Origin of the sequence: Lutibacter agarilyticus, from assembly GCF_900188235.1 — a bacterium.
Lineage (GTDB): Bacteria > Bacteroidota > Bacteroidia > Flavobacteriales > Flavobacteriaceae > Lutibacter > Lutibacter agarilyticus.
The window spans coordinates 25,037-40,891 of sequence record NZ_FZNT01000008.1; the positions used below are offsets into that span (position 1 = coordinate 25,037).

The following is a 15,855-nucleotide window of genomic DNA, read 5'->3' on the forward strand; positions in this document are numbered from 1 at the left end:
TGACTCAAAGTGTTCATTTCTTTGCACTATTGTTCTATTATTTTCACTTTTTCCACTTTTTTCAACACTTATACAGCTATTTAAACAATAGTGAAAAATAGAACTATCGTTTTGAACAATAATCTTGTTAAATAATCTAAAATTCTCATTAATTATTTCTTTTTCAATCTGTTTTGAAGTTGATAATTATATAATGAACTAATTGCAGGTATCTGATTTTGATTTTCAATATACGCATTAGGTGTATAATCTATTTTTATTGGATGATTGGCATGAAACCCAATTAACCTAGCTGATATACCGTTAATTATTCCATTTAAAAGAATTGGTTTATTTAAGCTTTCAGGTATGTTTGCAAAATTAATATCAATATTAAACATTGTACTAAAAGCGCCATGAGCAGGATGCCAAAATTTTGAACCTCCCGACTTAAATAAAGGATACTTTAATGTTTCGTGCACTGGTGCATCAATGTAAACCTTAATATTATCGAATAAATTTTGTTGGTTTGCACCACTATGCTGATCTAAAATAGGCTGCTGCTCTATTGTACAATTTGTATACACACATTTTGTAGAACGTGTATTAAAACTCAACGGATGCCTAACCTTATTTTTAATGTAAAGGTTTTCTACTAAAACATTATGAACCTCACCCATAGAAACAGAATAGTGTGCTAATTTATCACCATAAGTAATAACATCCTGTATGGTTACATTTGAAATATCATCTGTTAAAATACCGCTATCTGCATTTTTAAATCGAACATTTTTTACCCAACCGTTCATTAAACTAGTTAAGTATATAGCGTTGTTTCCTTCTTCTAAGTGATGTGGTAAATCTGGATATAAAGGAAACTCAAAAGCTATATTTTCAATACCAACCTCCTCTATATGCTCCCATTCAGTAATGGCACAATGCCAGTCTGTTTTAATATCGTGTAATAAAGGCGCTTTAATATAAACCGTATTTTTATCTATTTTAGTAACCAATACCATTTGTGTAACCAACGGACTTTCTGGATTATCCCAATGATGTTTTCCAATTTCTATATTTTGGTTGTCGTACAAGTGCTTTAAAAAAGAACCTTCTTTGCCATCTTTATTAAACCAACATAGTTTATAGGTTTCTCCAACCTTAACTTTTGAGGCGTCATCTACTTGAATTTTAAAATCACCTTGTTTTCCTGATAATCCTTTTGCATAAGTAGTGATAGGTTGATTGTACTTTGGAATGTTATAAGATTTATAAAACTTTCCCTTTTTAGCTACCCAAATAAAAGCTCCAGACCATGAGTATTGTGAAAAAGTGTTATCCACACCATTTTGTGGTTCTCTTTGTTTTTTATCAAAAACAGAAAGATATGCCATCAACTCTTCATGCTCGGGTGGATCTTGAACAAAACGTAGAGATCTTTGGAAATACAAAACAGTTCCTTTTTCACCAGCACCAACACCTCTCAAAACCGTTTTACTACGATTTATATAGATAATTTTACTGATGTTAAATTTTCCAGAAGGAATATTTATTACCACATAGCCTTCTAATTCATCTGCTTTTTTAACGGCGTCAATAAAGGCTTTACTATCATCAATATCATCATTGGGTTTTGCACCAAAATCGGTTACATTTAAATAATGATCATATTGTTTTGGTGTTTCCTTTTCTCCAAAATGATAACCTGCAAAAGAGAAATCTGGCAAATAATTTTCTTTGATTACTTTTTTGTTTACCAAAATTTCTGGCATTTTAGCTTCTTGAGAAAATGCAGTGTTTAGCACAAATACCCCTACAAAAACTAATACTTTAGTATTAAATAGATACTTATTCTTTCTTTCTTTTTTAGATTTATTGCCCATAACATTCATTTTATCAGCGTGTTGTTATTATTTGCTCAAAAAAACCTTTCAAAAAATTATAAACCATTCTATTTGTAGCTACGTTTACATTCCAAAAAGATATATTTATTGTTCATTACTTAATTGTTTTGTATTGTTTAAACGTTATCATAATTGGCCCAACTAATCCTGCTGGTATTAAATCATCTCCTTTTTTAAAGAAATTATATGTTGTAAACGTGGTACGCTTACCTAGTGGTGCAGGCTCATTATTCTTATACCATTCTGGCATCTCCTTTGAATCGTAATACCCCGAAAGGTCTGGATAATTTTCATCACCAATTAATCTATTCGTCCATTGATTGGTAATTTCAATTTTCAAAACATTTCCTCCTTTTTTCACAGCATCCGTAATGTCTATTTGATAAGGCGCTTTCCAAATAACACCTAAATCTTTTCCGTTTAAAATTACTTTTGCAGCAATGTCTACCTTGCCTAAATCTAGTATTAACTTTACATCCTTAGCAAGCACCTTTTTATTTATATTGAAAGATTTCTCATAAATAGCAGTACCAGAAAAATACTTTATCTCTTCATTGCTATGTGTAGTCCAATCTATTAATTCAGAAAAATTAAATGTTTTTTGTTCCGATTTTATCGTTGGAAATGACACTTTCCAATTAGATGAAATATCAACATTTTCAGAAATTTGTTTTACTTTAATCGTTTTTGTTTCACCGTTATTTAATTTTACATTATAAACTCCAGCTTTTGAAATATTAAATTCAATCTTATTTTCTTTTGATAAAACAGCTTGAACTAATGGGGTATTTAAGGCATAATCGGCTTGAATACTCGTTACATTATTTGACGACTCTCTAAATACAACAAATACAGATCCTTCAGAAGACAATTTAACAATAGTAATAGTTGTGCCATTTTTATTATGATTGAAGGCTGCAACTTTTGTAATTTCTCCATTCAATTGATTCCATAGCTCTGGAATTTTATTCGCCACATTAAAGGTACATTTGAAGGTCTTTTCATTTTCAGTTGGATTGTAAAAGAAGTAAATATCTTCATTTTCAGTTTTACGGTGCGTGTACCCAATATCATTTCCGTCTTCAATAACTAAATCTTTAGGAATATTGTATGAATTATAAATTTCTTCCCATGGTTTGTTTTTTAAAGTATTAGGTGCACTCCAAATTAATTTTACCAATTTTTCAAATTCCTGTTTATCTACTAAAGAATTGTTATAACCTCCTAATTGTTCAGGCTTATCACCCGTAATTATAATGCCCTTTTCAGCTAACTCGGCTATTTTTCTTAAGGTAGAAAGTTTTACCTCCTTCATGTTTTTTAAATTCAGCATATAATAGGAAATACCATTGGGTAATACCATTTTATGATCTTTTACAGTAATTCTATTGATCATTGCATCCGAATTAATACAATCAAAATTTACATAATCTGGTAATTTTGGACTAATGGAATTTACTTTATAAGATGAATTAGGTGTTCCATCCCCAACAAATACTAGTAAGTCTGAAACAGGGATTCCTTTTCGTAACATATATTGACCACGTGCCAAATATTTGAACCAAGATTTCCCAGCATTGTCCCACCAAGTTTGCGTTCTATCAATATGAGAACCCCAAATCCCCATAGTCATTCCAGGTGCTACATTTGTATTGGCTTGGTGAGCGTAACGATGGAACATAAATTCGTTAATACCCAAAGTCCAAGCTTTATCTCCAGATAGTTTCATTTGCCCTGGGTGACTTCTCCAATTCACTTTTGGTAGTGCTGTAAATGCCTCTGCAGATACAATATTCTTACCATAAATACGGGCTCCAGATACAGCTGTTTCTGTTTTAAAATACCCACGCATCCAAAATTCTCCCATTGGGATATCTACTTTCTTAGTGGCATCTAGTTCGTTAAATGCAGCATTAAAACTGTAGGGCTCCACATAACTTATCAACCCTTCATCATGGCATAACTCTGTAAAATAATCGAAGTAATTATCGGTCATCATTTTACTAGTAAAATTCCGCATATCCCACAAAACACGTTCTGTGGTATCTGTATTCTCTACATAACGTCCTGCATATAATGGTAGAAAGTCCATGATATCATACCCGAAATGTTCTTTAAAATAGTTCTCGTATCCTAGTGTCCAATTTTGACCACCTACCTCATAACTATCAATTTCTATATATTGCAAAGCATTGGGTGCTACTGGTTTTGAAACATCAATAACATTCTTTACATAACCATCAAAAAAAGTTTTAAAGGAAGCTTTACTCATTTTATCTACTTCCCATCCTCGACCTTCATCTGATGCAGGACCATTAACGGCCCCAGTGATGGTATATCCAAAACGCATGATGGTCCAATTCCCATTTGGCAACTTTGTTTTTAGCACGCCATTGTTGTTAACAAATTCGGTTAGATTGATAATTTCATCTTTCTTTACAATCATATTTTCTGGCGCTTGATCTAAAGATGGTAGCCTATGATTTTCTTGCATAAATAAACTAGTGCGTGCCAACATATCATTAAACCTATAAACTCCGGTTAAGTTTATTTCTGAAATTTCAAAATCCATATCGGTTACAAAACGAAAATAACGAGCTGTAATGGCATCAAAATGTTTGTCTATAGCATACTCTTTTTTACCTTGGCGCAATACTTTGAAATCTACAACATCTTTAAAATTAATACCATCATTAGACATTTGAAGTTTGGTAATACCATTTTCTTTTTTCTTTTCACAATTTAGATAGAAAGATCTCACAGTATGTGGTTTTTTAAAGTCCCATTGAATCCATGACAAGCCTTTTTCTGGAACTTTTAGCCAGTTGCGTTCATCAATTTTACCATCAATAACCATATCTATGTTAAAGTCTGAACTTGAGCTTGTAACTTCTGGTTTTATTTCAGATGTTATAACTTCAGATTCTAAAGCAGGATATGCAATAACAGCTACATCTTTGTAATAATCACCTCGTTTTGTAGGGTCAGGCAATTTCAAATTTATTTTACCTCCTTCTACAACCATTTCACGATGTACAATTTGTTTCATTGAATGTTCGGCAGTAACCCAAGGACCACCACTTGAAGTCCATCCATCACAATTATGCACTCCAAAGCTTAAACCAAGTCGCTCACATTCTGCTGCAGCATGTCCAATCTTATCAATATGCTCAGGCGAATTAAATTTCTCATCGCCATCTTTTATATAAGCAGAAACATTGAAAAGGATAATTCCACCGATACCAGCATCGGCCATGGCTTCAAAATCTTTAGTTAACCCTACTTTACTCATGTTACTATTCATGACATGCATCCATGTTCGTGGTCTGTTTTCTGGAGCCGGATTAACGAATTCATTATCTAATACCATTTTTTGTTTAACCTGAGCTTGTGAAAAATTACATGCCATTAAGGTAAGTATCGTATAAATTACTTTTTTCATTATTTATAAATTTTTACTTAATTATTTTTTCTTCTTTAAAAAATATACTAACTGGTCCTAAAAGTCCTGACGACATAAGTTCATCTCCTTTTTTATAAAATTGTCCCGCATCAAAGGTGGTTCTTGGTCCTTTTGGCAGGGGTTGGTTATTTATATACCAATCTGGCATTTTACTATCATCTTTAGGTATGTAACTTGATAAATTATAACCGTCATCTTGTTTAGGAAAGCGTTCATCACCAATTAATTTATTAGTCCATTGGTTGAATACTTTTACTTCTATGGTATTTTCACCTTTTACGAGATTGTTACTTATATCCAATGTGAACGGCGCTATCCAAAGTACACCAGCATTTTTCCCGTTTATAAATACTTCTGCTGTAATACTTACATTTCCTAAATCTAATATTGCTTTGTCTGATTCTTTTAGCTTTTTAGAAATAGTGAAATTTTTACGATAAATAGCTTCACCTGAGTAATATTTGATATTTTCATTAGCATTATCTTTCCAATCTGTTAATGTTTCAAATTTAAGATTCACTGCATAATCATTTTCTTCCAAAAATTCTACATCCCAAGAGGTATTCAAACTAATAGGCTTAACTATTTCTTTAGATTTTATGCTAAAAATTTTTGTTTTTCCATTGCTTAGCTTTAAGCTATAATCTCCTGATTTATCAGATACAGCTATGATATTATTCGATTCGTCGAAATGGTATTCATTAGCGTCATTTACTTCAACAATGGAAATAACGTTATTGGCATTTTCTCTAAAAATAATAAAAGCAGATTCTAATGGCTTTAAATTTAACCAAACGATTGTTTCTTTTTCATTAGTTTTAAAACGTGCAATTTTTGTAATTTCTCCAGTAGTAGCATCCCATAATTCTGGAATTTTATTACCAACTCTAAACTTACATTCGTAATTAGCAGGCTGCTCTTTTTCATTATAAAAAAAGTAAATATCAGCTTCCTTAGATTTCCGGTGTTCAAATTCTATATCTTTATCTTTTATTGTAAAGTCTGCTTGTACATTGTTAAAATTATATGAAGTAATGCAATTTGGTTTGCTCCAGATGTAAGCAACTAATTCTTCAAACATCTTTATATTACTTTCGGAATTTTTATACCCCGTTAACTTTTTTGGTTTATTTCCAACAATTGGAATACCTGCATCAACAATTGCTTTTAATCTTTTTAAAGTTGGTAGCGCCATTAAATCAACATCTTGAAGAACTAAATGACTATAAGCATTTCCTTCTGGTAGTACAAGTGTTTTATTTTTTATGACAGTACGATTGATTAAAACGTCGGTATTTGTACAATCGAAATTTAAGCCTGTTGGTATTTTGATATTTAATTCTTTGCGTTTAAAACCATCTTTATGTGGTACATCGCCAACAAATACTAATACATCTGCCACAGGATACCCTTGTCGCAATAAGTAACTACCGCGTGTTATGTATTGAAACCAAGCAGAACCTGCATTCATCCACCAAGGTTGCGTTCTGTCTATATGCGAACCCCAAGTTCCCATCGTCAATCCTGGTTTTACATTGGTATTGGGTTGGTGTACATAGCGATGAAACATAAATTCGTTTACACCCTTAACCCAAGCCATATCACCCCAAATTTTGGCCATTGCTGGATGCATTTTCCAATTGACATCTGGAGTCGCTGTAAAGGCTTCTGCCGAGATAATATTTTTCCCATAAATATGGGCGCCATCTATGGTTCCAGTTAGTCTTTTTTGATTTTTCCTACCCATCCAAAACTCGGTCATTGGCAAATCAATATATTTAGAAATATCAAGAGGACTCAAAGGACCTTCTCCATAAGGTTCTATGTAACTTTTTAAACCATTTTCATTGCACAACTCCGTAAAATATTTAAAGTAATTATTGGTTGCTAAATTGCAGTATACTTCATTAAGATCATAAGAAATAGCACTAGTAGTTTCGGAATTTTCTACATAACGACCTGCAAAAATGGGTAAGAACGAGATGATATCATACCCCTTTTCTTTATTGAATATTGATTCAAAGTTGTTGGTCCAGTTTTGCCCACCCATTTCATAACTATCAATCTCAATATATTGTAAGGCGTTTGGCGCTACTTTTTTTGTATTGTCAATGACCTTTTTTGAAAAAGCATCAAAATGAATTTTAAATGCTTTTCTACTAAATTTATCACATTCTAAACCAATACCCGATTTAGAGGCTGGCCAATTGGTTGCTCCTGTAGATGTATATCCAAATCTCATCACCATCCATTTCCCTTTTGTTAATTTAGTTTGTAATATTCCTTCTTTTGAAAGTGAACCTGTTAAATTTAAGATGGATGACATGGGGATAACATTTACATTTTTGGAATTTTTAACTATATCCAAATAATTTTCAGGCGAGCCTAACCCGCTAAACTTTAAATAATCTTTATAGGGGCGTGTTTGTGTTAAGTTGATTTCTCTAATATTGATTGATTTTTCAAAAGACACTCGAAAATATCTTGCGCTAATTGCATCAAATTGTTCGCTGATAATTCTTTTCTTTTTACCAATTCGGGTAGCGTATTTAAACGTCTTAATCTTTGTGTAATTTTTTCCATCATCCGATATTTCGAGAGCAGCAACAATACCTTCACCAAAATAGGAAACATATACCGAACTTATTTTATGTAGTTGTTCATAATCAAAAGTAATTGAGGGATCGTAATCACTAGTTTTCTTCAATTCTGAAGATTTTTCATTCCAATTATCAGTAGCAATACCAATATCAAATTTTTTATCTGAAGCTGTAATTACGGGTTTAGCATTAGCATCTATAATTTCGGTTTCAAATGCTGGATACGCAATAACGGCAATATCTTTATAAAAGCCTTCAATAGTAGTAGGTTGCAATAGCGGCTTATTTATGATACCTCCGTCTAAAATAGTTTCGCTCCAAACTACCATTTTCATACTTTGTTCTGGGGTAATCCAAGGACCACCGCTTGAAGTCCAACCATCACAATTATGCACCCCAAAAGTTAAATTTAAACGTTCACATTCTTTAGCTGTATGCGTAAGTATGTCGTGATGTTCATCTGAGTTATAATCAACATTTCCGTAAGGTATTTTGTTGGCAATATTAAATAACAAAATACCACCTTGTCCTGCTGCAGCTATTGCTTCTAAATCTTTGGTCATCCCCACCTTACTCATATTACCACTCATGGCATGCATCCAGGTTTTCGGTTTTACAGAATTTGGTGGTGATTTAAAAGTTTTTTCTAAGTTTTGACTACTTACCTCTGAACATACAGTTAGAAATAGAATAGATAGAATTCGTGATATATTTTTCATTCGTTTAAATTTTCTGGTGTAATCAAAATATAAAGATTTCTAAAAATTATAATACCTTTAACTTCGACCAAAAATTGATATTGCTTTTTTGAACCAACAAAGTTGACAGTAATTACCCACAACTTTTTATCGTAAGCTTTTGAAAATACCAATAGTTGTATTTATATGATTTTACTATTGATTTTTAATGTAAACTTTATCCATTTGGCCCAACTTGGTTGGCAGACAAAACGCTGACAGATTTATTCCCTTTCCCCAACTCATCAGCTCCAATATCTTTCTTCCCTGTGCGAATTTGACCATCCATATCATCAAGAACAAACTCATAGTTTCCTTTTGAATTATCAACTGCGGGACTATTTGATTTTATACTTGGAATACCATCGTTATCAAATTCAAACATGGGATCTTTAATTATTAATCCACTATTTGGATGATTGTTTTTATTTCCTTTCCAAATAATATTTGCATCGAATTGAACACCATCCATTTTGGCTCCTACATCTTCTATAGCTTTATCACAATCATAAAAAATATTGTTCACTATTTTTAAATCTTGTGAACCACCATCACCGTTACTTATGAATGCTGAACTGTTTTTACTAAACGTATTAAACCCAATGAAGCAATTAACAGGACGAATATGTGAGTATCCGGTTGGTTTTGATGCTTCTAATCTGCTAAAAAGGATTATCCCTGCATTATCTCCAATAAATACATTGTTATACAACTTATGGTTACTGTCTGCAAAGCGAAGTTTAGAATTAAAAAAATAATTTCCATAGACTTTATGTTCTTGACCGTTACGAAGCGAAGTATGTGTGCAGTTTTTTACAGTATTGTACCTAAAAGTTACATCCCAACATTTGGCTGATAATACTCCTTCGGCATCTGCAGATAAATTTTCAAACAAATTATGTTCAATAACCATATTTGCTCTACTGTTACCAAACTTACCATAACCCGGCTGCACGGCAGTGTTGTCATTATCAGCGTCACTAGTTGTAAAATCTTTAAAATAATTATGATGCACCCAGTTATTTTGTGCAATTTTACCGTTTGAACCTTGTAATGAAAGCATTGGCCCTCTAAAATTCTTATTCTGAAATGTATTATAACTCACTTCATTATTACTACCTGAAATAGCTAAATATGATGAACTCGTATTTGCATCTGTTTCTGAATCCTTGATACATTCATATACATTTCTGGTAAAAGTACAATGGGATGCAGAATTAAAAAGTCTATGATATGCCTCGTGCTTAAAAACAAATCCTTTGATAATCACATATTGCGTTGAACCTTGGGTAACAAATCCATCTTTTCCATTTATAGTAACACCTCCAATGGTTTCAGCACGAATAATAATTGGTTCACTTTCTGTTCCCATTACATCTTTAATGGAAATTTGACTACTTGTAGTATAAATACCATTTTTAACAATTATTTCGGTACCAGCTGTTGCCCTATTTACCTCAGTTTGTAACTGAGCAATAGATGTAACAGTAACAGTGTTTGCAAACATTTGCAAACTTGATGCTAAGATGCAACAGATTATAAAGTTAATTTGCACTAGTCTTTTAGTCGTTTTTTTTGTAAACATTATCAATTTTCTTATTTCTGTAAATATTTGATGATTAACTAAATTATTTTCAATATATATTTATTGCCAATTACAATTAAATATTTGAATTTAAATTAGTACATCCATTTAATCCTCTTTTACCATTTGTCGAATTCAACACATATCCATTTCTTAGATACTGGTAAGTAATAATACTATCGTATGAGATTTTCAAAACAGTCAAATTTACCAACTTACACACTCAATATTTAAGCACTATTGTATCATTACTTTCATTATTGATGCGTATTTATATTATTGTCTCAAAAACGCTATTATATTATTTTTAAGTTGAAGTCTTACATTCAACTCAATAATGACTAATAACAAAAGGAATTCAATCTGATTTTATAACTAAAACCTAAGTAGACATCCTAAAGAAATCTAGTTTTAAAATTCAATTTGTATACACTTTGAAATTCTTATAAATAGCAGAACGTGTGGCCATATGCCTAATGCCTATTCTACCCTCTTTTATTGGAGGGATTTTAGAAAGATCCCAGAAAAAAAGCTTTACCCCATCCACACTCTCCACTTTAAAAAAAAGCGCTTTATCCCTTTTAATGGCTGTAATATGATATTTTTGATTCGATTTCATATAACCATCCATATCATAAGAAGGTTGTATACGCATATCTTCAAATGAAGTATTCTTAGGATACTTTCTAGCTCTTACGTAATAGGCTCCGCCACCATCATTTTTGAATGCGGCAAAACTGATATGTAGTAGATTCATATTATTGAAATAGTTTCGCATTGCAGGAACTGTCCTTAAATCACTCCATTTTAAGATGTCCTTATCATACACTTCTGTATCTTGATCCCCTGTTGCTTGGATATATAAAATGTTTACATATCTATTCTCGGTATCTGTTCGAGTATAATCGAATTCTATTTTAACATCTCCAGCAAAAGACTCTTTGGTCCATAAAACAGCATGATGTGCATCATCATTAGGTTTTGGCCCTGCTTTGAAATGCATTCCTTTATTTGAATTTTCTACCTTTGCAATGAGTCCGTCTAAAGTCCATTTATTGGTCCAATCATTTTTACAATTATCCTTAAAAACTAAATTCCAATGCTCATTATTATCTAGTATATTAAAATCTTTTTCTTCATCTTGAGCGAAAAAATAAGCACTATTAATAAATAAAAGCAAACTAATAATATACTTCATAAACTGATGTAAACTAAATTATTTCTTTTGGATTTATTCTAAAATCGAATACAAAACTTATGAACTGGTAACATATTTACTATTTTTATTCACGATGTTTTATTTAATGTTCAATTATTTTTTTTAATCCTTACGGTTTAATTATAAATGTTTCGACTCCATAATTCCAGTTAAGAAGAATCATTACATCTCCTGTTTAACTTTTGAAACTGTTTATATAAGTTCCTTTGAATTTCTAACCTGATATTTATTTCAAAGACAAAAGTTAAAATTGATACCCAAATAAATAACAATATATATTTCTTTATAACCTATATTTATGTTATTTCGAATCTTTTAATTTTTTTCTAACCAAAGCTTCTAAAAAATAATAATCGCCATAAACTATTGGCTCATCCAACTCATCCTCTTTTGGTTTATTCCCTGTACTGTAATCCAAAATAAAAGGAGCTTCAATTTCAGCATCTAAAACATATTTATCTGACATTAAAGATGCTAATATTAAATTTGCTTTATCCAAAAAATATTGCTGTTTTGTATATCCATAAATTTCATATAAAGCTGAACAAACAACCGCTGATGCAGAAACATCTTTATGTGTATTTGGAATTTTTGGATCATCAAAATCCCAATAAGCAATACCATCTTCTGGTAAATTTTCATGCTCTAAATAAAAGTTGGCCGTAGCAATTGCCTGATCTAAATATCTTTGATCATTTGTGTATCTATAAGCCATTGAAAAGCCGTAAATAGCCCAAGCCTGACCTCTAGCCCAAGTTGAATTATCATTTAATCCTTGATGCGTATTTTTTAATCGAACCTCTCCATTTGAAGGATTGTAATCGATGACATGGTACACACTATTGTCTGGTCTAAAATGATTTTTTAAAGTTGTATTTGCATGGTTTACTGCAATTTTATGATAAAGACTATCTCCTGTAATTTCACTTGCTTCGAACAACAATTCCAAATTAATCATATTATCTATAATCACAGGATATTGCCATTTCTTCTTGTTAAAATCCCAAGATCTAATAGCTCCAACCGTATCACTATATCTGGTACAAAGTGTTTTGGCACTTTTAATAATAACGTCTTTATAATGTTCTTTTCCTGTAACTTTATAGCCAGTACCAAAACAAGAGTACACTTTAAAACCTATATCATGGTCGTTATTGTTAAACTTTTCTTTTTCTATAAATGAAGTCCAAGTTTCAGCTTTATCTAAAAATTCTTGTTTACCCGTAATTAAATATAATTGCCAAAGATTTCCTGGAAAAAAACCACTTGTCCAATCTTTGGAAGCTACACCCCTAACTTCATTTGTTGTTTTGGTATAACTTCTTGGAATAGACATAGAATCTACAGGATAATTAAGAAGCTCTTGATATCTTCTTTCTAGGAGTGTTTTTGTATTTGATACTTCTGCCTGCTTTTCATTTTTCTTACTTACCTGACAAGACATTAGAAATCCTAAACTAATAAATACGATATATAAATTTTTCATTTTTATTCTTTTATCACTTTTACAAATACTGGTTTATCTCCATTTACTTTTACAATATAAACACCACTGGGTTTGTCTGTTATATCTATCAATATCATGCCCGAACTTACAGGGTAGATTTGTGCTTCAATTAATTGTGAAAGCATATTATAAATCTCAACATCTATTTTTTGTATATTATTTGGAATATAAATTTCAAACAAACCGTTGGATGGGTTTGGATAAGCTTTTATTTCTTCAAGAAAATTAATACTTTTTGAAACACCTCCTTCACAAGCTGTTTTGCTTACTACCTTTAATTGATCACCATGATTAACAGGTAGCGAAAAGCTAGATTGATACGTTTCAAATATAGCTTCTCCATTTTTATAGACCGTGTATGGAGCTGTTCCAACTGCTACAGATACATAAGCCTTTTGTTTTGTAACTTTTATTTTCCCCGATAAATTAACACCACCTTCAATTATTACTGAGTAACACTGCTCATAATCATCTCCTGAAATACTGATACATAAATCATAAGTACCTGGGCTTAATCCATCAATTATTTTAGTAGTTGTAAAATCGTAATCTACACCATTCATACTCAATATGTAATTCCTGCTTTCTCCTGCATTAATAACCAACTTACCATTCTTTTTATCTACACAAGTTTCTCCCGTAGTTTCAATAGTAAAATTATCTGATGGCAATTGCGTTTTTGGACAACCTTGATTATCTACAACTGTTCCTTCTGGTGTACTTGAACATAAATCTTCTGAATTAGGAACACCATCGTTATCTGAATCATTAACATTACTTGTTACCGTATCGTTTATTTGAAACTCTTGAAATAAAATACCATTTTTTGAAGAGCCTACACCTGTTTTGCCAAATGGTATCGTTCCACTATAAGCTACTTTTGCAACTAGCCCATTATTCATGGTAAATATGATTTGGTTATTCTCTACACCCAACTTTAAAAGTACTTCTTCATCATTTTGTAAAACTGAAGAACTTCCTATTAACTTGCTTGTAGCTCCGTTTTTTACAGAAAAAATACCTGATTTTTCCTTATCTGTACTAACACGTGCAAACAGGTAGTTATTATCATCAATAAAAGAAGTAACTAAAACAATATCTGATTCTGTTCTATTCTCTAACTTATCAATACTTTTTATGCTAGTTTCAATTTCGTAAATAGCTTTTTGTGGTATGGTTACTACCGAATATTCCGATAATTTCCCCGTTGAAACTAGAGGGAGTTCCTCTGCAAACAACGAATAATATTTCATACCTTCAATATTCTGAACTTTCCAACGTGATGCATCTCTTTCTTTCCAGTCAGCTCGGTTTCCATATTCATTACTATTAAAAACTGACTCATGAATAAATTCAGTATGGTATTTTTGTTGAATTTCATACAAGTCTTTTTCAGCTAAATTTGGTACATGCTCATACCATTCTCTTTCCTCTGTAAAAAGCTCTCCTGTATTTAAAGCAGATACGATGGTACTTTGATACATACCCCAATGATTTCTTATTGTATTATTTATATCGCCCCAATACAAAGCAATCGACTCTCCATACAAGCCCCAATAAACATTACGTGCTCCTGCATATGGTCCTGCTGTATTAGTACCTGTACTTCTATGATTCCAATCAGTACGTACATCACATATTAAATTTGAAAAAGGTGCATTACGGTGAAAATCCAGACTAATAGTACTAGCTCCTTTTACATTTCTTAATACATTTCCATTTGATTTATGTATAAAAGTGATTGCATGTGTATATGGAATACTTGTATTTATGTTGATGTTACTTATTACATTGCTAGAAGAATAAGCATACGTAAAACCATGATGCCCATCTCTTCCTTCAATTACAATATCATCAATTTCTCCGTACGCTGAATATTTAAGGAAAATTGGATTATCAGCATTTACTATTGTTAGGTTTTTACACCAAAAATTGTAGCAACTATTAAAACCAATAGGGTTATATCCTGGTTCTGTTAAATGCTCTGCATGCTCTTTTTCAATCACTTCTATCCTTATATCTTCCATACCCACATTTTGCAACGCACTGTTTCGTTGGTATACAAACATTTCCCAAGAAGGTTTAAGTCTAAGTCTTAAGGGTTCACGAAGCGTAATTAAATTACCTTCAATTTTTTCTATGGTATGAAACATATTACCGCCATCAGCCGAAAGCCAGCTACTATGAGGTTCAGGATAATCTTGAGTTTGGTTATTAAAGTATTCATACCACAATTCTCCATTTACAGGGTTATTACCATCAGCATTTATTTCTATAATATCTCCTTGCTTTAATTTACTGGCATCCTCTACTACAATCACTTTGTCAGATCTCAATGCTTCCTCTGTAATTTTAGTAACCTTACTACTATATCTCCCAAAAAACTCTATAATATGACCTTTATCTCCTGTAGCATAAAGTCCACTAAATTCCCCATTGATATCGGTAGCTGAATTGGGCATATAAAATACAGTACCGTCTGCTCCATCACCTGCTCCCCTAAGAACAACATTGCTTCTTTCTATTTTGAGCCAATCATCAATCACATATCTTCCGGCAGGAAAATAAATAATACTATTATCGGGAGCTGATTTAATTATAACATCAATAGCCAAAATATCACTTAAACCATCATTAGCTACAACACCTTGATCTAATACATTAATAATATTACTAAATACTGGTTTTTCAGCATACCCACCTCCATAACCTGCATAAGAAAAATCGGAAAGTCGGCCACGTGAGTCCCATAACTCTCCTTTTTCACCCCATAAATCTGAAGTTGTTTTTGTTTGTGACTGAATATAATTACTACTTAGTAGTAGAATTAATAAAATTGATATTTTTTTTATAATCCTTTCCAT

The 15,855-nt window shown here is 31.8% G+C and carries 7 protein-coding genes; all 7 read right to left on the reverse strand.

Annotated features, from left to right (window positions below):
- Positions 1–152 precede the first annotated feature (152 nt).
- Positions 153–1,859 carry a glycosyl hydrolase family 28-related protein gene (locus tag CHB67_RS13065; RefSeq protein WP_089382416.1) on the reverse strand — a complete coding sequence of 569 codons (1,707 nt, stop codon included), beginning with the start codon at positions 1,857–1,859 and terminating at the stop codon, positions 153–155.
- Positions 1,860–1,974: 115 nt separating this feature from the next.
- On the reverse strand, positions 1,975–5,322 hold the full coding sequence (locus CHB67_RS13070) for a glycosyl hydrolase (protein WP_089382237.1): 3,348 nt from the start codon (positions 5,320–5,322) through the stop codon (positions 1,975–1,977).
- A gap of 13 nt (positions 5,323–5,335) precedes the next feature.
- Positions 5,336–8,662 carry a glycosyl hydrolase gene (locus CHB67_RS13075; RefSeq protein ID WP_089382238.1) on the reverse strand — a complete coding sequence of 1,109 codons (3,327 nt, stop codon included), beginning with the start codon at positions 8,660–8,662 and terminating at the stop codon, positions 5,336–5,338.
- A 196-nt stretch (positions 8,663–8,858) separates the two neighbouring features.
- Entirely contained in the window at positions 8,859–10,187 is a 1,329-nt protein-coding gene (locus tag CHB67_RS13080; RefSeq protein ID WP_176461277.1) for a chondroitinase-B domain-containing protein, read from the reverse strand.
- Between the two features lie 496 nt (positions 10,188–10,683).
- Positions 10,684–11,463: a DUF1961 family protein gene (locus tag CHB67_RS13085; RefSeq protein ID WP_089382240.1), complete on the reverse strand. Its 780-nt coding sequence runs from the start codon at positions 11,461–11,463 to the stop codon at positions 10,684–10,686.
- A gap of 322 nt (positions 11,464–11,785) precedes the next feature.
- On the reverse strand, positions 11,786–12,970 hold the full coding sequence (locus tag CHB67_RS13090; RefSeq protein ID WP_089382241.1) for a glycoside hydrolase family 88 protein: 1,185 nt from the start codon (positions 12,968–12,970) through the stop codon (positions 11,786–11,788).
- Between the two features lie 2 nt (positions 12,971–12,972).
- The gene (locus CHB67_RS13095; protein ID WP_089382242.1) at positions 12,973–15,855 is read right to left on the reverse strand and encodes a T9SS type A sorting domain-containing protein; all 2,883 of its coding nucleotides are present in this window, start codon (positions 15,853–15,855) and stop codon (positions 12,973–12,975) included.

Excerpts from the sequence above, each read along its gene's own strand:
- CHB67_RS13065 (WP_089382416.1), bottom strand. The coding sequence starts at position 1,859 with ATGGGCAATAAATCTAAAAAAGAAAGAAAGAATAAGTATCTATTTAAT.
- CHB67_RS13070 (WP_089382237.1), bottom strand. The coding sequence starts at position 5,322 with ATGAAAAAAGTAATTTATACGATACTTACCTTAATGGCATGTAATTTT.
- CHB67_RS13075 (WP_089382238.1), bottom strand. The coding sequence starts at position 8,662 with ATGAAAAATATATCACGAATTCTATCTATTCTATTTCTAACTGTATGT.
- CHB67_RS13080 (WP_176461277.1), bottom strand. The coding sequence starts at position 10,187 with ATGTTTGCAAACACTGTTACTGTTACATCTATTGCTCAGTTACAAACT.
- CHB67_RS13085 (WP_089382240.1), bottom strand. The coding sequence starts at position 11,463 with ATGAAGTATATTATTAGTTTGCTTTTATTTATTAATAGTGCTTATTTT.
- CHB67_RS13090 (WP_089382241.1), bottom strand. The coding sequence starts at position 12,970 with ATGAAAAATTTATATATCGTATTTATTAGTTTAGGATTTCTAATGTCT.
- CHB67_RS13095 (WP_089382242.1), bottom strand. The coding sequence starts at position 15,855 with ATGGAAAGGATTATAAAAAAAATATCAATTTTATTAATTCTACTACTA.